This window comes from Stenotrophomonas veracruzanensis (assembly GCF_032911525.1).
In the GTDB taxonomy this organism is placed as follows: Bacteria; Pseudomonadota; Gammaproteobacteria; order Xanthomonadales; family Xanthomonadaceae; genus Stenotrophomonas; species Stenotrophomonas africana.
On record NZ_JAWJTI010000001.1, the window covers coordinates 366,077 to 385,176 of the forward strand.

The following is a 19,100-nucleotide window of genomic DNA, read 5'->3' on the forward strand; positions in this document are numbered from 1 at the left end:
TGACAGGCCGCTTTTTGTAGAGCCGAGCCCACGCTCGGCTGCTTTCTGGCCGGTCCGTGAAGCCGAGCATGGGCTCGGCTCTACACGAGCAAGCGCAGCGCGCGACCCGCTTTTGATCTTATTTTCTTCTCCGTGGGTGCAGGCCACCGAAATCTGTCGGAGGCCGGTCGGGTTGGGTGCGCGGGGGTGTCAGCCGCATGGATGCGGCTGCCAAGCCTCCAGGGACGGATTCACGGCGTCCCCCGCGCATCCAACCCGACCGGCCCACCCACGGCCTTTGCTTTCCACGACCAACCAGACACCACCCACGAGGGGCTGCGCCGTTGGCTGGAAACTACCCGCGATGCCGGATCAACAACTGACTCATCAGCGCCCGCAGCGCCGGCGGCTTCACCGGCTTGGCCATCATTCCCCAGCCGCGTTCGGCGGCCATCTCACGCAATCCCGCGTCGCGCTCGGCAGTGACCAGCACCACCGGCGGGCGAGCCTGCCACAGTTCGGCCAATGTCTCGTACAGCACCGGCCCGTGGTGATCGCCCATGCGCACATCCAGCAGCACCAGCTCCGGTACCGTTACGGTACTGGCCAGCTGCAGCGCCGCCTGTGGGCCATCGGCCAGTGCCACCTCGCAGCCCCAGCGCTCCAGCAGCGCGCGGCTGGCGGCGCAGACGTGCGGATCGTCGTCGATCACCCACACCCGGCGCCCGCGCAGCGGATTGTCCGCAGCCGGTTCCTGCGCCAGCACCGGTGCGGGCGCGGCGGCGGGAATCGCGCTGGCCTCGCCGAACGGCACGCCCACCGCGAACACGCTGCCCTGGCCCAGCTGCGAGCGCAGCCGGATCGGATGCCCAAGCAGGCGACCGATGCGGTCGACGATCGCCAGGCCAAGGCCGGCGCCGCGCTGCTGGCCGTCGTGCAGGCGGCGGAACTCCTCGAAGATCTCGCCCTGCAACGCGTCGGGAATACCGGGACCCTGGTCGTGCACTTCGATCCACAGCAGGCCTTCGCGGCGACGGCAGCCGAGCAGTACGCGGCCGCGTTCGCTGTAGCGCAGCGCGTTGGACAGGAAGTTCTGCAGGATGCGGCGCAGCAGGGCTTCATCGCTGACCACTACCGCAGCGGTATCGACCCAGTTGACCACCAGTCCACGCGACTGTGCGGCGATGCCGAACTCGCGCGCCAGCGTCTGCAGCAGCGGGCCGAGCCGGAACGCCTGCACGCGCGTGGGCAGGCTGCCCGATTCCAGGCGCGCGATATCCAGCAGGCTGTTGAGGATCGCGTCCTGCGCGGCGAGTGCTGCATCGATATGGTCGCTGGTCTGTTGCTGCGCAGGGTCACTCAGCTTGCCGCGCAGCACCGAGACGAACATGCGCGCCGCGTTGAGGGGCTGCAGCAGGTCGTGCACGGCCGAGGCGACGAAACGGGTCTTGTAGCGGTTGGCCTGCTCGGCTTCGCGGCGTGCTTCTTCCAGGTCATGGGTGCGTTCGGCGATGCGGTGTTCCAGCGCATCGGCCAGCGAGCGCAGTTCGCGCGCGGCATTCTTGTAGCTGGTGATGTCGGCATAGCTGGTGACGAAGCCGCCGTCGGGCAGCGGGTTGCCGCGGATCTCCAGCACCGTGCCGTCGTCCTTCTCGCTCTCGCGCATGTGCGGGCGTCCACTGCGCAGGTGGTTGAGCCGGCGCTCGATGGCCTCGTCGACCGGGCCGGGACCGAGCAGCCCACGACGGGCATTGAAACGGAACAGCTCCTCGATCGGACGACCGACGCGCACCAGGTCTGCCGGGAACCGGAACAGTTCCAGATAGCGCGAATTCCACGCGACCAGGCGAAGCTCCCGGTCGATCACCACCACGCCCTGCGGCAGGTGTTCGAGGCTGCGGCTGAGTCCGCTGTCGGCGTCGGTGGCCGCCTGCAGCAGGCCGTCCTGAGCGGTACGCAGTTCCTGTGCGTGCTGCTTGAGCAGGGTTTCCAGTTCGCGGCGGCTGCGCAGGCGATGTTTGGCCAAGCGTCGGCGCTGCTGCACGAACAGCACCAGGAAGCCCAGCGCCAACCACGCGGCACCGCCGGTAAGCGCGGCTGCACGGCCGGCGGCGGTGGCCGCACCCGCATCGTGCAGCAGATGCAGGTTCCAGCCTTCGGCGGGCAGCGGCAGGCTTTGCCACAGCATCGGTTGCGGCAGTGCCGGATCCAGCAGGCGCACCATGCGGCCACCATCGGCCAGTACGTCTTCGGTTCGCGCGCGCAGCGGCTGCAGGGCTCGGTCGGCGTACTGGCGGGCGTCCAGCATCTCGCGGCGCTCATCGGCGCCCAGCGGACGCAGCAGGCGGTAGCGCCAGCTGTCACGGTTGGCCAGGAACACCACGTCGTGGTCGTCGCTGGCCAGCACCACATCGGGGCTGCTCAACCATTCCTGCTCCAGCGCCGACAGCTCGACCTTGATCACCACCACGCCGAGCCGCTTGCCGTCTTCCTCGATGGCCTGCGACAGGTAGTAGCCGGGCACGCCTGTAGTCATGCCGATGCCGTAGAAGCGGCCGCGGCCCTGCGCCAGTGCCTGCCGGTAGTAGGGGCGGTAGCTGTAGTTCTCGCCGACGTTGGTGGTCGGCTGGTCCCAGTTGCTGGCCGCCACTGCCACGCCGTCGTAGCCAACCAGGGTCAGGGTCGAGGCACGGGTGACTTCATTGGCGCGTTGCAGCTTGAGGTTCAGCCGCTGCCGTTCGGTGGGCGAGGGCGGCACACGCAGGGCGTGCAGAAGATCCGGATCCAGCGCCAGTACCTGCGGCAATGTGCCGAAGCGGTCGATGCGCTGCTGCAGGCCCTGGCCATACAGCTGCAGCTGGCGTTGCACCTGGCTGCTTTCTTCACCAAGGGCGCGCCGCCAGGCGTAGTGGCCGGCGGCGACCGCGCACAGCACGGTGCCACCGACCATCACCAGGAGGGTCAGCAACAGCATCCGGTGGCGGCTGAGCCAGTACATGGCGGCAGTCTACGCAGGGCCGGCGGGCGTGCCGTGCACGCCCGCCGGGATCTGACGTGGAAGGGGTCAGAAGTGCATCTGCGCGCGCAGTTCGAAGATCTCCGGCGTGCTGTGCACACCGCGACGGCTGGCGTCGACCTTCACGTAGTTGGCCTGGAACTTGAAGTGGCTGGTCAGGTACCAGTTCGCGCCCAGGGTCAGGTCGTGCTGGCGGCCACCAAGGATGCTGCCATCGTCCAGGTCCATGCGGCTGTAACGGGCCACCAGTTCCACCGCGCCGTAGTCGTGCGCCGGCTTGATGTTGGCCACGGCACCTGCGTTGTACGGGCGCGACTCGCCGGTCAGCACCCAGCTGGCCATCGCGTACTGGCCGCTGCCGGTGTAGTCGGGCTTGCCGTCATGGCGGGTGACCGTGGCGCGCAGGGCTTCGGCCTGCAGCGAGAACGGGCCGCGGATCCAGATGCCTTCCAGTCCGGTGCGGCGGATCTGGTCGGCGGTGACCAGCGCGCCGGAATCGACATAGCGGATGTCGGTCAGGCCGGCTTCCGGGCGTGCGCGCAGGCGTGCGCTGGCTTCGTGGTGTACATCGCGGCCATCGCTGTAGCCGCGCGGATTCTCCTGCGAGTAGGCCAGGCCCAGGTGGATTACGTCACCCGGCGCCTTCACCGGGGTCCACACCGCACGCACGGCCTGGGTGGTGCCCGGGTTGTCACCCTGCAGGTCCTTGCCGCCATAGGCGCCGGCCTGCAGCAGGTACTGCGGGCGCTCCAGCACCCATTCCACGCCGGTGCGGCGGCCTTCGTAGAAGGCCTGCACGGGCAGCGCGGTTTCCAGGAAGCTGCCGGCGCGCGAAGAGGTGTTCGCATCCAGGCCGACCGGGGTCTTCATGTAGCCGAAGCGGAAGCGGCCGATGTCGCGGCCGAAGAGGGCCTTGCTTTCAAAGCGCACGAACACGTCCAGCCAGGTATCGGACTGGAAGTCGTAATAGACCATTGCGTCGTAGACGCCCTTCTTCTTCAGCGTCGCACCGAACTCCTTGCGGCGCACGGCGTCGTCGTCCTCCAGGCCGCTGCCCGAGGAGAAATCGTTGTAGTCGTAGGCGATGTTGGCGGTAGCGGCCAACTCGGTGCCGTCGCCGAAGGCGTACTTGGTCGGCCAGTTGTCGAAATCGGCAGCCGAAGCGAAGGCGGGAAGCGCGGCCAGCGACAGGGCCAGCAAGGTGGGAATCGGGCGCATGTTGGGTGCGGCTCTCTCAGATTGCGTGTGGACAGGACAACAACGGCCGCAGGGGCCGAAACTTTCGCAAGGACGCGCCCGGCCGTTCAGCACGGGCCACCGGCCTCCCCAGGATCGGGCGGTGCGGCGCCAGTGTAGGCATCGCCGCCACCTGAACCGGGGGGCTAGTACCAATAGGTTATCTGCGCCGGCGTGCCCGGCGCGTACAAAGGCGTCCATTGGTCGCACCTCCTGCGCGTGCAGCACAGGGCCTGCGATCAGTTTCCACGGTAACGGTTCCCGTGCTGTCCCGGGGCCGTACGTGCCTGAAAACGCCCCTTCCGGAGTCCGCCATGCACATCCCGACCGCAGCCCCGGCGCCTGCAAAGCCGTTGCCGATCTACCGCCAGCTGTATTTCCAGGTGATCGTGGCGATCGTCCTGGGCGCCATCCTCGGCCACTACGAACCGCTGATCGGCGAGAAGATGAAGCCGCTCGGCGATGCCTTCATCAACCTGGTGAAGATGATCATCGCGCCGGTGATCTTCCTCACCATCGTCACCGGCATCGCCAGCATGACCCACCTGCGTACGGTGGGCCGGGTGTTCGCCAAGGCGATGGCGTACTTCCTGTTCTTCTCCACGCTGGCACTGATCGTGGGCATGATCGTGGCGCACGTGGTGCAGCCCGGCGCCGGCATGAACATCAACCCGGCCGAGCTGGACCAGACCGCGGTGCACAGCTACGTCGAAAAGTCGCACGACCTGACCCTGGTCGGCTTCCTGATGGACATCATTCCGAAGACGCTGGTGAGCGCCTTCGTCGACGGCAACATCCTGCAGGTGCTGTTCATCGCGGTGCTGTTCGGCATCGCGCTGGCATCGGTGGGCGAGAAGGGCAAGCCGATCCTGAACTTCCTGGAGGCGCTGGTCGCCCCGGTGTTCAAGCTGGTGCACATCCTGATGAAGGCCGCCCCGATCGGTGCCTTCGGCGCGATCGCCTTCACCATCGGCAAGTACGGCGTCGGTTCGCTGGTCAACCTGGCGTGGCTGGTGGGCTCGTTCTACCTCACCGCGTTCCTGTTCGTGGCGGTGATCCTCGGTGTGGTCTGCCGACTGTGCGGCTTCTCGGTGTTCAAGCTGGCGCGCTACCTGAAGGCTGAGCTGCTGCTGGTGCTGGGCACTTCCTCGTCGGAGTCGGCGCTGCCGTCGCTGATGGAGAAAATGGAACGTGCCGGCTGCAGCAAGTCGGTGGTGGGCCTGGTGGTCCCGACCGGCTACTCGTTCAACCTGGACGGCACCAACATCTACATGACCCTGGCGGCACTGTTCATTGCCCAGGCCACCAACACCGAACTGACCCTGGGCCACCAGATCGCCCTGCTGCTGGTCGCCATGCTCAGCTCCAAGGGCGCCGCGGGCGTCACCGGCGCCGGCTTCATCACCCTGGCCGCGACGCTGGCGGTGGTGCCGGAAGTGCCGGTGGCCGGCATGGCGCTGATCCTGGGCGTGGACCGCTTCATGAGCGAATGCCGCTCGCTGACCAACTTCATCGGCAATGCGGTGGCCACCGTGGTGGTCTCGCGCTGGGAAGGCGCGCTGGACCGCAACCGCCTGCAGCTGGCGCTGGATGGCCGCGAAAGCGAGCTGCCACCGCCGGTGGACGCACTGCCCGAGGCGCTGCCGGCCAAGGGCTGATCCAGGTGTGTGGTACCGCGGGGCCGGTCACGACAGTGGTACGGCCCCGCGGCGTTTCATGGCGTCCCATGGCTGTCATGGGCAGCGCCGAAGCTGGTGTCGCGGCACCGTCGCATACGGCACGGAATTGTGCGGTCGCAGCATGCTTGCGACAGGATAGCGACAGGTCCGAACGCTCCAACGGGGGTATCATCCCCTGTCCCTTCTGCCCATTCATGTAACCCACATCGATGTCCAACGAAGATTTCAAACAGGCCGCCCTCGATTACCACCGGATGTCCCCGCCGGGAAAGATCAAGGTTTCCGCTACCAAGCCCATGCTGACCCAGCGCGACCTGTCGCTGGCGTATTCGCCGGGCGTGGCGTACGCCTGTGAAGCGATCAAGGCCGACCCGCAGCAGGCCAGCGAGCTGACCGCCCGCGGCAACCTGGTGGCGGTGATCTCCAACGGCACCGCGGTGCTGGGCCTGGGCAACATCGGCGCGCTGGCCGGCAAGCCGGTGATGGAAGGCAAGGGCGTGCTGTTCCAGAAGTTCGCCGGCATCGATGTGTTCGACATCGAAGTGGACGAGACCGACCCGGACAAGCTGGTCGACATCATCGCCTCGCTGGAGCCGACCTTCGGCGGCATCAACCTGGAAGACATCAAGGCGCCGGAATGCTTCGTTGTCGAGCGCAAGCTGCGCGAGCGCATGAAGATCCCGGTGTTCCATGACGACCAGCACGGCACGGCGATCATCGTCGGTGCGGCGGTGCTCAACGCGATGGCGATCACCGGCAAGAAGATCGAGGAAGTGAAGCTGGCGACCACGGGCATGGGCGCAGCCGGCATTTCCTGCGTGAACATGCTGGTGCAGCTGGGCCTGAAGCCGGAAAACATCCTGGCCTTCGACCGCGAGGGCGTGATCCACACCGGTCGTACCGACCTGGACCCGGAAAAGCAGCGCTATGCGCGTGACACCGACAAGCGCACCCTGGCCGAGATCGTCGACGGCGCGGACATCTTCCTGGGCCTGTCGGCTCCGGGCATCCTGACCGCCGAGATGGTCAAGACCATGGCGCCGGATCCGGTGATCTTCGCGCTGGCCAACCCGACCCCGGAAATCATGCCGGAACTGGCGCGTGCAGCGCGTCCGGACGCGATCATCGGCACCGGCCGTTCGGACTACCCGAACCAGGTCAACAACGTGCTGTGCTTCCCGTACCTGTTCCGCGGTGCGCTGGACGTGGGCGCGACCGCGATCAACGAGGAAATGAAGATCGCCTGCGTGCGCGCCATCGCCGCGCTGGCCCGTCGTGCGGCCACCGACATGGGCTCGGCCTACGGCGGCGAGACCCCGAGCTTCGGCCGTGAATACCTGATTCCGCGTCCGTTCGACCGCCGCCTGCTGGTGGAGCTGTCGGCCGCCGTGGCCCAGGCCGCGATGGACTCGGGCGTGGCCTCGCGCCCGATCGATGACATGGGCGCCTACCGCGACAAGCTGGCCCAGTTCGTCTACCGCACCAGCCTGATGATGAAGCCGGTCTACGACCGCGCGCGCAGCGACAAGCAGCGCGTGGTGTACGCCGAAGGCGAGGAGGAAGTGGTGCTGCAGGCGGTGCAGAACGTGGTCGATGACGGCCTGGCGCACCCGATCCTGATCGGTCGCCCGGAAGTGATCGAGTCGCGCATCGAGCGCCTGGGCCTGCGCCTGAAGATCGGCGAGAACGTTGAAGTCACCAACATCAACGACGACCCGCGCTTCAACGAGTACTGGCAGTACTACCATGGCCTGACCGGCCGTCGTGGCGTGACCGTGGCCGCGGCGAAGAACCTGATGCGTTCGCGCCCGACCCTGATCGCCGCGGTAATGGTCGCCCGTGGCGAAGCCGATGCGATGCTGACCGGCATCGTTGGCCGCTTCCACAAGAAGCTGGGCTACGTGCGCAGCGTGCTGCCGCTGGAGCCGAAGGTCACCTCGACCTCGGCGATGACCGGCGTGATCAACCAGCAGGGCGTGTTCTTCTTCGTCGACACCCACGTGCAGGAAGACCCGACCGCCGAGCAGCTGTGCGAAGCGACCCTGCAGGCGGCCTACCGCATGAAGCTGTTCGGCATCGAGCCGAAGGTGGCGCTGCTGTCGCACTCCAACTTCGGCAGCCACGATTCGAAGGACGCGCTGAAGATGCGCCAGGTGCGTGAGCTGCTGCTCAAGCGCAACCCGCGTCTGAACGTGGATGGCGAAATGCAGGGCGACACCGCATGGGATGAAGCGCTGCGCCAGAAGCTGCTGCCGGGCTCGACCCTGCAGGGCCGTGCCAACCTGTTCGTGCTGCCGAACCTGGAAGCGGCCAACATCGCCTACAACCTGGTGCGTGTGTTCACCGACGGCGTGGCGATCGGCCCGATCCTGATGGGCGTGAACAAGCCGGTGCACATCCTGACCACCAGCGCGACCTCGCGCCGGATCCTGAACATGACCGCGATCGCCGCAGTCGATGCGCAGATCCGCAAGCAGATCGAAGCGGAGAAGAAGGCCTGAGGCCTTCTTTCCGATTCGATCTGCAGAAACGCGCCCCACGGGGCGCGTTTCTGTTTCCGCAAAGCGGAATCGGGTAGCGTCGACTGTTAGTCGACTGCCTTTCGTACAACCACCGAAAATTCCGCGCGATCGCGCGATAGTCGACTAACAGTCGACTCTACCGGTCCCGATGCCGGTTCCATCGCTGCCACATGCGCTACGCCGCCCGGTCATTTCCCTGCAACGCCGTTGCGGCCCAATACGCCCACGCGGCCTGGCCGTGGGAAGGGACCGGACCGGCCTTCCCACCCTGGGCCCGACCAACTTTCCATGGGCAAGGGTGTCATGCGCGATCGAGTGACGCGGCGGTACTTCCAGCAGCTGTTCGCGCTGTATGCCGGTTTCGTGCAGTCGCGCTGAGGCGTAGAAGCCAGCGGGGTAGAGTCGACCGTTGGTCGACTATCGCGCGAAGCGCGGGGTTTTCGGTGGCTGTACGAAAGTCAGTCGACCAACAGTCGACTCTACCCAGTCGACTCTAGCCGGTCAGTGCCGCTTGCCGCGGCGCGCCGGCGCCGGCGGCGGTGCATCCGAACGTGGCTTGGCGTACTGCGTCCACAGCGCCGGCAGTGCCTTGCCGGTGTGCTTCTGCCACAGCGCCGGCGTATAGCGGCCGTCGCGCAGGGCCTTGTCCAGTGCGAGCACCAGGCCCGGGTGTTCGGTGTCGGCCCATTTCAGGAACGCACCGGTCACCCGGTAGCCGCTGTCGAAGTTCTGTCCCTTTTCGACCTTGCCCGGCAGTGCCCAGCCTGCGGCGGCATTGTCCATGCCGTAGCGGTCGCGCGCGTAGTCGGCGATGCCTTCCACCAGCCAGCCCGGTACCCGTGTATCGCCGTAGCCGGGATACCCCTGCACGATGTGCATCGCCTCATGGGTGACCAGGTCGATGTCGTTCGGGTGTTGCGCCAGCCAGCCTGGATTGATGGTGATCGTCGCTGCCTGGTCCTTGTCACCGACGAAGGCGATGCCGGTGTAGGCCGGATCGATCACGATGCGCACCATCGACGGCGCGGCCGGGTGGAAGTCCGCACGTTCGCGCAGGTAGGCGAAGAAGAACGTATCGATCACCCGCTTGCGCTGCGGCGCGGCCAGCGCGCCACGGGCATCCTGGTAGTTCAGCGTCACACCGTCGCGGGTCAGCTGCGTATCGAACGCCTGGGTCTGGCCGAAACTTGGGAAGGACAGGGCAACAAGGGCCAGTGGCAGAAGACGGAAGCGCATGCCGCTCATTGTACGGTGCCGGCCGCCAACAGTTCGATCTCCGCCAGCGGCAGCCGTGCCGGTGCCGCCAGGCGCAGGCGGTACTCACTGTAGCGACCGGGTCTGGCGATGCGGAACGGACGGGTCTGGCGGGCGGATTCGAAATCTTCGCCGCTGCGCTGGTCGAGCACTGCCCAGCTGCCGCTGCCGTTGCGTGCTTCCAGCGTCCACTCACCGCCCAGGATGCGGCCGTCACCGCTGGTCAGCGTGTACATGGTCGGGGTGCCCTCGGCCAGGCCGGTCAGCGCGATGGTTGCGCCGCCGCCCAGGCCCACCGTCGTGCCGACATCGTCATCGACCAGCGCGGGCAGGGCACGGCCATCGGCCGACGTCGCCTTCGCGCCACTGCCCAGCAGGTCGTGCAGCAGCTGCGGGCGCTGCCCGCGTGTGGTCAACGAGCGCGGCACGTCATCCACGCCACTGCCCCAGCGCGACGGCTGCGGTCCCATCACGAAGTCGAGCGTCGCGCCCTTGGCGATCAGCTCGTGCGGCACCCAGGTCTTCGTCCACGGCTTGCCGTTGATCTTCAGCGACTGCACGTAGACGTTCTCACGCGAGTTGTTGGCCGCGTTCACGGTCAGCACGGCACCACCCTGCAGTTCCACGCGCGCATGTTCGAATGCCGGCGAGCCGATCACGTACTCCGGGGCGCCCATGCGCAGCGGGTACAGGCCCAGCGAAGCGAGCACGTACCATGCCGAGGTCTCGCCGTTGTCCTCATCGCCCGGGTAGCCCTGGCCGATCTCGCTGCCGACGTACAGCCGCGACAGGATCTCGCGCACATGCTGCTGGGTCTTCCACGGCTGCCCGGTGTACAGGTACATCCACGGGATGTGGTGCGCCGGCTGGTTGCTGTGCGCATACATGCCCATGCGCACGTCGCGTGCTTCGGTCATCTCATGGATGGTGCCGCCATAGGAACCGGCCAGTGCCGGGTCCGCGGTCTCCGGTGTGGCGAAGAAGGTATCCAGCTTCGCCGCCAGCTTCTCGCGGCCACCGTACAGCGCCGCCAGGCCCTCGCCATCGTGGGCGGCGGTGAAAGCGAAGGTCCAGCCATTGGATTCGGTGTAGTCGTGGCCCCACACGCGCGGGTCGTAGTCCTTGCTGTCCACGCGCCAGCGACCATCGGCGGTGCGGCCCTGGAAGAAGCCGGCCGCCGGATCGAACATCGTCGCGTAACTGGCGGCGCGATGGCGGAAGTAGTCGGCCTCGGTGCTGTAGCGCTCGCGTGCGGCCGGCGTGGCCGCGCGCTTGGCCAGCGCATCGGCCATGTTGGCGATGCCGAAATCGTTGAGCGCGCCTTCCATCGTCCACGACATGCCTTCGTGCACGTCGGCGCTGGCATAGCCACGGAAGGTCGAGCGGTCCATGCCCTTGCGGCCGACATGGCGGTCGGGCGGGACCACGGTCGCGTTCTTCAGCGCGGCGGCGTAGGCCTCGGCCGGATCGAAGCCGCCGATGCCCTTCAGCCACGCATCTGCGAAGGCCACGTCCGAGCTGGTACCGACCATGAGGTCGGCGTAGCCCGGCGACGACCAGCGCGCGATCCAGCCACCGGCGCGGTACTGCTCGATGAAGCCCTGCACCATCTGCCCGGCATCTTCGGGCGTGAACAGTGCGTAGGCCGGCCAGGTGGTGCGGAAGGTGTCCCAGAAGCCGTTGTTGACGAACACCTTGCCATCGCGCACGGCGGCGTAGCTGCGGGTCGCGCTGCCTTCGGTGTTGTCATCGCTGGCGCTGGCCTGGTTGGCGTAGCGCCACTCCGGTGCGGCGGCGCTGCCCACGTTCTCGTGGCCGGAATTCGGGTACAGGAACAGCCGGTACAGGCTGGAATACAACGTGGTCTTCTGGTCGTCGCTGGCATCGCCGATGTCGAAGCGTGCCAGGCGCGCGTCCCACGCATCCTGCGCGCGGCCGGCCACGCTTTCCAGCGTATCGGCCGCAGCGATTTCCAGTGCCAGGTTGTGCCGCGCCTGCTCCACCGAGATCAGCGAGGTCGCGATGCGCATGGTCACCCGCCGGTCGCTGCCGGCATCGAACTTGATGTAACCGGTCGGGCGCCCGGTGTCGAGGCGCCCACTGCCGCGCCACGGCTTGTCGAAGCGGGCCACCACGTACATGCGGCTGGCGCCGTTGGACAGGCCGCTGCGCGTGTCGGTGTAGCCGGACAGCGTCTGCGTGGCGGCGTCCAGAGTCAGGCCACCGCGTGCATCGACGTTGTCGAACAGCAGGTTGGCGTCGCCGTCCTCGGGGAAGTCGAAGCGGAACAGCGCAGCATGATCGGTCGGCGCGATGGCGGCAGCGATGCCGTTTTCGAAGCGCACGTCGTAGCGATACGGGCGCGCGCTTTCATGGCTGCGATCGAACGACAGCGCGCGCTTGCGGCGGTCGGCGTCCGGCACACCACGGCTCGCCGAGGGCATCACCTGGAAGGTCTGGCGGTCGCCCATCCACGGACTGGGCTGATGGCTCAGCGCAAGCGCCTGCAGCTGCGGACGGTTCTGTGCGTCGTTCTGTTCGTTCCAGCGGTACAGCCAGTTCAGTGCGCCGGCATCGGTCACCGGGGTCCAGAAGTTGAAGCCGTGTGGCACCGCAGTGGCCGGGAAATTGTTGCCGCGCGAGAAGGTACCGTTGGCCTGGGTGCCACGGGTGGTCAGCACCCAGTCGGAGACGCGCTGTGGCAGCTGTCGCGGCATTGCGTCCAGGCGCACGTCATCGATCCAGCCGGACACCGGCGCGCCCTCGGCACTGGCCACCTCCAGCTCGATCGCCACCACGCGGCGGCCCTTCAGCGTGGGTACGTCGCCCAGCCGCACTGCCTTGCGCGCCCACTGCTGCGGGTACAGCGTCTTCGACTCGCCCTGCGCGCGTGCGCCGATCGCCACCCCATGCTGGTCACGCGCCGCACCGGCCGAAACGCGGCTGCCATCGTCCAGCAGCAGGTCCAGTGACACATAGGTCGAGGCCACGGTGTCCTTGCCGACGATCTCCGGCAGCACCAGCCACGACAGGGTGGTATCGGCCTCGATCGGCAGGTCGGTCTTGAACAGCTCGCGCCGCGCGCTGCCGCCTTCGCTGCTGTAGCGCAGTGCATGCAGGCCGCTGTAGCCCGCATTGCGCTTGGCGGCGTAAGGCGCCGCAGGGCCGTTGCCGATCGCGATCTGCAGTGCACCCGCGGCCTGCGACGGGGCAGGTTCGCCGGGCTCGAACGAGGTCTGCAGTCCCTGTGCCAGCACCGGCATCGCAGTAGTCGCACAGGCCAGGGCCAGAGCGAGCGGAAGCAGGGCGCGGCGTGGATCGGACAGGGTCATGCAAGGGTCTCCCGGAAGGGCAGGCGGCGGGCAGAACCCGCATCGGCGGACACCACGGACAGCATCGCTCCGCCCGCCGGGGTGGCAGTGGAAGAGGCGATGCCGGTCCGGTGGGGGCGGGCCATGCGATCGGGTCGGATTGGGCAGGCCGGTTCACGACCTGGCCCGATCCTGCAACAGACGTGGCAACCTGACAAGTGCCATTTAGTTCGATCCAAATGCGGGAAATATCGTTGTCGGTGGTTTCACGCCGTTAACCTGCAGGATCGGTCGGGAATTCCCGCCGGCCCCTCATCCCGAGGTGGCATGCAAGGTCGCAGGGAATCGGCCCGGTACACGCAAAGGCCTGTTGTTGCGCAATGTCGGGGCGGCCCGGATGCTAGAATCACAGGCCTCGCAACCCGTTCATCGACATCCGCCATGAGCCATACCGCCACCGCGCCCGCCAACGCCGAGAAGCGCTACACCGTGCACCGCAGCGATCTGCCGCTGAGCTGCCCGACCCCGGAAATGGCGCTGTGGAACTCGCATCCGCGCGTGTACCTGCCGATCGAAGACGAGCCCAATGGCGAAGCGCAGTGCCCGTACTGCGGCTCCGTGTTCGTGCTGGCCGACTAAGCGGCTGCCCCTTCGATGCGCCGATTGACCGTGGTGCAGTTGCTGCCGGCGCTGCACTCCGGCGGCGTCGAGCGCTCGACCCTGGAAATTGCTGCGGCGCTGGTCGCCGCCGGCCATCGTGCGCTGGTGGTCTCCGCCGGTGGCCGCCTGGTGCAGCCGCTGCTCGATAGCGGTGCCGAGCACCTCACCCTCGACATCGGCCGCAAGTCGCTGCTGACCCTGCGCCACCTGCCGACGTTGCGCCGCCTGTTCGCAGAAGTGGGTGCGGATATCGTGCATGCCCGTTCGCGGCTGCCGGCCTGGCTGGGCCTGTACGCGATCCGTGCCATGCCCGTCGCACAGCGGCCGCACTGGGTGACCACCGTGCACGGGTTGAATTCGCCCAGTCGCTACAGCGCGGTGATGACCAGCGGTGAACGCGTGATCTGCGTGTCCAACAGCGTGCGCGACTACGTGCAGCGGCACTATCCGACGGTTCCCGAAGCGAAGCTGCAGGTGATTCCGCGCGGCGTCGATGTCGCACAGTTTCCGCGCGTGGCCCGCGCCGACCGCCGGCCACGACTGGCGCTGGCAGCCGATTACCCGTGGCTGGCGCAGGTTGAGGGCCCGCTGCTGCTGCTGCCGGGGCGGGGCACCCGGCTGAAGGGACATGTTCATGCGCTGCAGTTGCTGGCGGATGTACGCGCGGCCGGTGTGCCGGCACAGCTGTGGATGCTGGGCACCGATGAACCCGGCCGCGAAGCCTACGTGGCCGACCTGCGCCGGCAGGCGGCCGTGCTCGGCGTGACCGACGCCGTGCAGATCAGCACGCCGACCGCGCGTATCGCCCAGGCCTATGCAGCCAGCGATCTTGTGCTGCAGCTGTCGGACAAGCCCGAAGCATTCGGCCGCACCGTGGTCGAGGCGCTGTCGGTCGGCCGTCCGGTGCTGGGCTGGGATCATGGTGGCGTTGGCGAACTGCTTCGGCAGCTGCAGCCCACTGGCGCGGTGCCGCTGGGCGATGCACGCGCGCTGGGTGAACGTGCGCTGGCCCTGCTGGCGCAGCCGCCGTCCTTGCCGACCCGCATCCCGTTTACCCTGCAGGCCATGCAGCGCGATACCCTCCGCCTCTATGCCGACCTCGCCGGCTGACCCCGCCGTCACCGTGCGCGACGACCGCGCCGGGCGCTGGGCACCCTGGTGGGTGCTGGCGTACGTGGCGCTGTGGCCGTTGCCGGGCATCGCTGAAACCGTGCTCGGTCTTGGCGCGGTCTACGCCGCCGCGCGCATGGTCATGCGCCGCCTGCAGCGCCGCCCGCACCTGTTGAGCACGGCAGCCTGGGCGCTGACCTCGATCCTGTTCCTCGGCTATTGGCTGCCGCAGGCATTCTCGGCGTTTGATGCGATCGATCCGGCAGCGTCGTGGACGAAGGCGGCCGCCGGCCTGCGCTACCTGCCCTTCATGTGGCTGGTGGCGATCGCGGTGGCCACGCCGGAGCGGAGGCGGCTGACCTTCGGTGGCCTCGCCTTGATCACCGCTGCGTGGACGCTGGATGCGCTGGTGCAGGCGCTAGCGGGTACCAGCCCGTGGTTCTGGTCACTGGAGCAGCTGAAGCTGGCGGTGAGCGGCCATGCATTGTGCCCGGCCGACCAGGCTGCAGTGGCCGACCGCCTCAGTGGCGCACTGGGGCCGTGCAACCTGAAGTTCGGCCAGGTGCTGGCCAGCCTGTCGCCGTTCCTGCTGCTGCCCGCCGCGCGGCGCTTTGGCAATACGGGCTGGCTGCTGGCTGCGGCAGCGCTGGGCAGCGTGCTGCTGCTGGCCGGCTCGCGTGCCTCATGGATCACCTTCGCACTGGTGCTGGGCTACAGCGGCGTACGCCAGTTCGGCTGGAAACGGCTGGCGGTGCTGGCGATGGTCGCTGTTCTCGGGGCAGGGGTGCTGACCGCCAGCGTGCCGCAGCTGCGCGAACGCTTTGCACGTACGGCGATGGCCTGGGATGGAGGCGAACGGGGGGTCGACGAAGCGCTGTCCGGTCGCGCGCGGATCTGGGAAGCGGCCGTCTGCATGATTGAGGCGCACCCGGTCAACGGGGTCGGCGCGCGCGGTTTCCGCGATGCCTATCCGGCCTGCGTGGCCGATGAGGGGCCGGCGGTGTGGGGCAATGCCCCTGCGTTGCACGCCCATCAGATCGTGCTGGAAATCCTGGCAGAAACCGGTGTGCTGGGCCTGCTGCTGTGGCTGGCGGCGGTGGCCCAGGCCTGGCGGGCATGGCGCTACGCGCCAGCCGTTGCCCGTGAGCGTGCGCGGCCGGCAATGCTGGCGCTGGCGGTCACGGTGTTCCCGCTCAACACCCACCTGGCGTTCTATTCGGCGTTCTGGGGGGGGCTGACCGTGCTGTTGGCAGCGCTGTTCGCCGGCAGCCTGCTGGCACGCGAATCGGACGACATGCCGACGGCGGTGTGATCGTCCATCCAGCATGGCGTGGCTCTACTGCACGTACCGAACGGAGATTGCTGTGGTAGATCCACGCCATGGGTGGATGGAGCTTTCCCGACGCAAACACAGGTAACCCACCACTACCGGTGTTTCCATGCGTACCGCACGCTCGAGGCATGGCCAGCCCAAGACTCCGCTGCGGTCGATTTTCCCGATCCGGCAACGTGTACTCATTGACCACGGCAACCCTTGGCCGTGAACCGTTATTCGCCGATGCGGCGGACATGGCGATCCTGATCGACACCCTGCGCTTCGTCGAGCGTAGGGGCTTCAGCCACAGTCTCGCCTGGGTGGTGATGCCTGACCATCTGCACTGGCTGATGGAACTGCGCAGTGGAACCTTGGCCGAGTGCATGTCCTTTCTGAAGTCACGCAGCAGCAGGTTGCTGAACCGGCGGTTGGAGCGGCAGGGTGTGCTGTGGCAGCACGGCTATCACGACCATGCAGTGCGGACCGACGAATCACTTCACGAGAAGGCGATGTACATCCTGGCCAATCCGGTCCGCGCGGGCTTGGCGTGCGTGGTGGGGGAGTACCCGTACGCCTGGTGCCGCTGGCCGTTGTGAATCACGGCACGGAATCGAAGAGCATCCACGCATGGCGTGGATCTACTTCAGAATGCCCCACGTCATTGAATCCACGCCATGCGTGGATGAAGCCATCCCTCCCACCGTTACTTGTAGAAATCGCTCCGGCCACCCGGCTGGCGCTTGAAACGACGGTGGATCCACAAGTACTGGTCGGGCGCTTCGCGCACCATCTCTTCGATGGCCTGGTTGACCCGCGTGGTATCGGCTTCCACGTCCTCGCTGGGGAAATTCTCCAGCGGCGCACCGATCTTCAGGAAGTACCTGCCGCCTTCGCGACGGTGGAAATACGGGATCACCGCACAACCGGTCATCCGCGCCAGCTGGTGGGTGGCGGTGATGGTGGACGCGGTGTGGCCGAAGAACGGCACGAACACGGTGTCCTTGCCACGCATGTCCTGGTCCGGTGCATACCAGAGGAAGCCACCCTTCTTCAGGTGCCGCACGGTGGCGCGGATGTCCTCGTTGGCGAACATCGCCTTGGCATAGCGCAGGCGGCCGAACTTCACCGCCCATTCGTACACCGGGTTCTTGTGCTTGCGGTACATGCCGGACAGGTCGACGTAGTCGCACAGCAGGCGCCCGCACATCTCCAGGGTCATGAAGTGGCCGGAAACCAGCAGCACGCCACGGCCTTCGGCCTGCATCTGCCGCAGGTGCTCCAGGCCTTCGATCTGCACCTGAGGGCGGATGCGGTCGATACTGCCCCACCAGGCACGGATGCACTCGAACACGCCCACGCCCAGCGCATCGAAGCTGTCGCGTACCAGGCGTTGCCGCCAGGCTTCATCCTTTTCGGGGAAGCACAGTTGCAGGTTGACCTCGGCGGCGCGACGGCGGCTGCCGAGCAGGCGCCAGGTGATCCAGCCGACGCCCCGGCCCAGCGCACGCTGCAGCATCCACGGCAGGCGGGCGATGGCGAAGGCGCCGAACATGGCGGCGAACATCGGCCAGTTGCGCGGATCGCGCAGCGACGGGCGGACGGCGGTGGTGGCATCGGACATTGCCCCATTCTACCAAGGCGGCCGCGTGTCTTTCCCGGGGGGCTCCCGTATCCTTGCCGCATGCGTAAAGACCCTGTCGAATGGATCCTGCGCGGCCTGTATTCGGTCGTGCTCTACATCCTGCTGCCGATCACCGTGTATCACCTGGTCTGGCGCGGTTTCCGGGTCCGTGAGTACTTCCGGCGCTGGGACGAGCGCTACGCCTCCTATCCACAGCCGACCGGCCAGCCACGGGTCTGGCTGCACGCGGTGTCGGTGGGCGAGGTCAATGCCGCCGCGCCGCTGGTGAACGCCCTGCGCGAGCAGCGCCCGGACATCCGCTGGGTCATCACCACCATCACCCCGACCGGTTCGGAGCGCGTGCGAGCGCTGTGGGGCGATGCGCTGGACCACGTCTACCTGCCGTACGACGTGCCCGGCAGCGTCAACCGCTTCCTCGGTCACTTCCAGCCCAGCCTGGCGCTGATCCTGGAAACCGAGCTATGGCCGAACATGCTGTTCGGCTGCCGTGACCGGGGCATTCCGGTCTACATCCTCAATGCGCGCCTGTCTGCACGCTCGTTGCGCGGCTACCGGCTGCTGGCGGCGCTGATCCGGCGCGCCCTGCGAACGGTCACCTGCGTGGCCGCGCAGTCGCAGGACGACGCGGACCGCTTCGTCCAGCTGGGCGCTGCCCCGGAGCAGGTCCAGGCGCTGGGCAACCTGAAGTTCGACATCGCCACGCCGGACGTGAAGAGCTTCGTCGAGCAGTTCCACGCCCGCGTGCCGGCCGGGCGTCCGGTGTGGATCGCCGCCAGTACCCACGATGGCGAAGAACAGGCGGTGGTCGACCTGCACCGTCGCCTGCGCCAGCAGCATCCCGACCTGCTGCTGCTGTGGGCGCCGCGTCATCCCGAGCGCTTCCCGAAGGTGGAGACGCTGACGCGCGAACAGGGCTGGAACGTGGCCACCCGGCGCGCGAAGCAGTGGCCCGAGGCCGACACCGACGTGTTCGTCATCGACACTCTGGGCGAGCTGATGCCCTTCTATGCCTGCGCGCAGGTGGCGTTTGTCGGCGGCAGCCTGCAGCCGATCGGTGGCCACAATCTGCTGGAGCCGGCGGCGATGGGCACCGCTGCCGTGACCGGCCCGCACCTGCACAACTTCGCTGAGATCTCGCGCCGCATGCGTGAGGCCGGCGCACTGCTGATCGGCGAGGACGTGCAGGCGGTCGGCGACCTGTTGCAGCACCTGCTCGACGATGTACAGGCGCGCCAGGACATGGCGCGCGCTGGCTGCACGCTGGTCAGCAATGGCCGGGGCGCCCTGCAGCGCACGCTGGCGCTGGTCGCGCCGTATCTGCCGCCACCGCGGAGCTGAGACGCCTACCGGCAGCAGGCCGGTCGGCTGACGTGATC

General features: G+C 67.5%; 12 protein-coding genes. 7 read left to right on the plus strand and 5 right to left on the minus strand.

From position 1 onward, the window contains the following. Positions 1–334: 334 nt before the first annotated feature. Positions 335–2,977, minus strand: coding sequence for a PAS-domain containing protein (locus R1H25_RS01675; protein WP_317222436.1), 2,643 nt, complete (start codon positions 2,975–2,977; stop codon positions 335–337). A gap of 66 nt (positions 2,978–3,043) precedes the next feature. Next, on the minus strand, positions 3,044–4,213 hold the full coding sequence (locus R1H25_RS01680; RefSeq protein WP_317222437.1) for a porin: 1,170 nt from the start codon (positions 4,211–4,213) through the stop codon (positions 3,044–3,046). Positions 4,214–4,545: 332 nt separating this feature from the next. Here R1H25_RS01680 and R1H25_RS01685 point away from each other — a divergent pair, with 332 nt between their 5' ends. After that, positions 4,546–5,889: a dicarboxylate/amino acid:cation symporter gene (locus R1H25_RS01685; RefSeq protein ID WP_005410972.1), complete on the plus strand. Its 1,344-nt coding sequence runs from the start codon at positions 4,546–4,548 to the stop codon at positions 5,887–5,889. Between the two features lie 230 nt (positions 5,890–6,119). Further along, complete coding sequence (locus R1H25_RS01690; RefSeq protein WP_317222439.1) at positions 6,120–8,411, plus strand: NADP-dependent malic enzyme; 2,292 nt, start codon at positions 6,120–6,122, stop codon at positions 8,409–8,411. Positions 8,412–8,933: 522 nt separating this feature from the next. Here R1H25_RS01690 and R1H25_RS01695 read toward each other — a convergent pair. Both R1H25_RS01695 and R1H25_RS01700 read right to left on the minus strand, forming a co-directional pair. Beyond that, a complete protein-coding gene (locus R1H25_RS01695; RefSeq protein ID WP_317222440.1) occupies positions 8,934–9,677 on the minus strand; it encodes a basic secretory protein-like protein in 744 nt (247 codons plus the stop codon). After that, positions 9,674–13,018 carry a GH92 family glycosyl hydrolase gene (locus R1H25_RS01700; RefSeq protein ID WP_317222441.1) on the minus strand — a complete coding sequence of 1,115 codons (3,345 nt, stop codon included), beginning with the start codon at positions 13,016–13,018 and terminating at the stop codon, positions 9,674–9,676. Before R1H25_RS01700 ends, R1H25_RS01695 begins: the two co-directional genes overlap by 4 nt. A 420-nt stretch (positions 13,019–13,438) precedes the next feature. Between R1H25_RS01700 and R1H25_RS01705 the strand changes: the two genes are divergently transcribed. From R1H25_RS01705 to R1H25_RS01720, 4 genes are all read left to right on the plus strand, one after another. Continuing rightward, entirely contained in the window at positions 13,439–13,636 is a 198-nt protein-coding gene (locus R1H25_RS01705) for a zinc-finger domain-containing protein (protein WP_005410967.1), read from the plus strand. 15 nt (positions 13,637–13,651) lie between these two features. Beyond that, positions 13,652–14,767 (plus strand): glycosyltransferase, encoded by a 1,116-nt coding sequence (locus R1H25_RS01710; RefSeq protein ID WP_088480517.1) that lies wholly within the window; start codon positions 13,652–13,654, stop codon positions 14,765–14,767. After that, entirely contained in the window at positions 14,748–16,079 is a 1,332-nt protein-coding gene (locus tag R1H25_RS01715) for an O-antigen ligase (protein WP_317222442.1), read from the plus strand. The genes R1H25_RS01710 and R1H25_RS01715 overlap by 20 nt, the downstream gene beginning before the upstream one ends. A 149-nt stretch (positions 16,080–16,228) precedes the next feature. After that, positions 16,229–16,678, plus strand: a complete 450-nt coding sequence (locus R1H25_RS01720) for a transposase (protein ID WP_088480519.1) — start codon at positions 16,229–16,231, stop codon at positions 16,676–16,678. 107 nt (positions 16,679–16,785) lie between these two features. Here the strand turns inward: R1H25_RS01720 and R1H25_RS01725 are convergent, their stop codons facing one another. After that, positions 16,786–17,703: an LpxL/LpxP family Kdo(2)-lipid IV(A) lauroyl/palmitoleoyl acyltransferase gene (locus R1H25_RS01725; RefSeq protein WP_049444013.1), complete on the minus strand. Its 918-nt coding sequence runs from the start codon at positions 17,701–17,703 to the stop codon at positions 16,786–16,788. Between the two features lie 60 nt (positions 17,704–17,763). Here R1H25_RS01725 and waaA point away from each other — a divergent pair, with 60 nt between their 5' ends. Continuing rightward, positions 17,764–19,062 (plus strand): lipid IV(A) 3-deoxy-D-manno-octulosonic acid transferase, encoded by a 1,299-nt coding sequence (gene waaA / locus R1H25_RS01730; RefSeq protein ID WP_317222443.1) that lies wholly within the window; start codon positions 17,764–17,766, stop codon positions 19,060–19,062. Positions 19,063–19,100 lie beyond the last annotated feature (38 nt).

Excerpts from the sequence above, each read along its gene's own strand:
- R1H25_RS01675 (WP_317222436.1), bottom strand. The coding sequence starts at position 2,977 with ATGTACTGGCTCAGCCGCCACCGGATGCTGTTGCTGACCCTCCTGGTG.
- R1H25_RS01680 (WP_317222437.1), bottom strand. The coding sequence starts at position 4,213 with ATGCGCCCGATTCCCACCTTGCTGGCCCTGTCGCTGGCCGCGCTTCCC.
- R1H25_RS01685 (WP_005410972.1), top strand. The coding sequence starts at position 4,546 with ATGCACATCCCGACCGCAGCCCCGGCGCCTGCAAAGCCGTTGCCGATC.
- R1H25_RS01690 (WP_317222439.1), top strand. The coding sequence starts at position 6,120 with ATGTCCAACGAAGATTTCAAACAGGCCGCCCTCGATTACCACCGGATG.
- R1H25_RS01695 (WP_317222440.1), bottom strand. The coding sequence starts at position 9,677 with ATGAGCGGCATGCGCTTCCGTCTTCTGCCACTGGCCCTTGTTGCCCTG.
- R1H25_RS01700 (WP_317222441.1), bottom strand. The coding sequence starts at position 13,018 with ATGACCCTGTCCGATCCACGCCGCGCCCTGCTTCCGCTCGCTCTGGCC.
- R1H25_RS01705 (WP_005410967.1), top strand. The coding sequence starts at position 13,439 with ATGAGCCATACCGCCACCGCGCCCGCCAACGCCGAGAAGCGCTACACC.
- R1H25_RS01710 (WP_088480517.1), top strand. The coding sequence starts at position 13,652 with ATGCGCCGATTGACCGTGGTGCAGTTGCTGCCGGCGCTGCACTCCGGC.
- R1H25_RS01715 (WP_317222442.1), top strand. The coding sequence starts at position 14,748 with ATGCCGACCTCGCCGGCTGACCCCGCCGTCACCGTGCGCGACGACCGC.
- R1H25_RS01720 (WP_088480519.1), top strand. The coding sequence starts at position 16,229 with ATGGCCAGCCCAAGACTCCGCTGCGGTCGATTTTCCCGATCCGGCAAC.
- R1H25_RS01725 (WP_049444013.1), bottom strand. The coding sequence starts at position 17,703 with ATGTCCGATGCCACCACCGCCGTCCGCCCGTCGCTGCGCGATCCGCGC.
- waaA (WP_317222443.1), top strand. The coding sequence starts at position 17,764 with ATGCGTAAAGACCCTGTCGAATGGATCCTGCGCGGCCTGTATTCGGTC.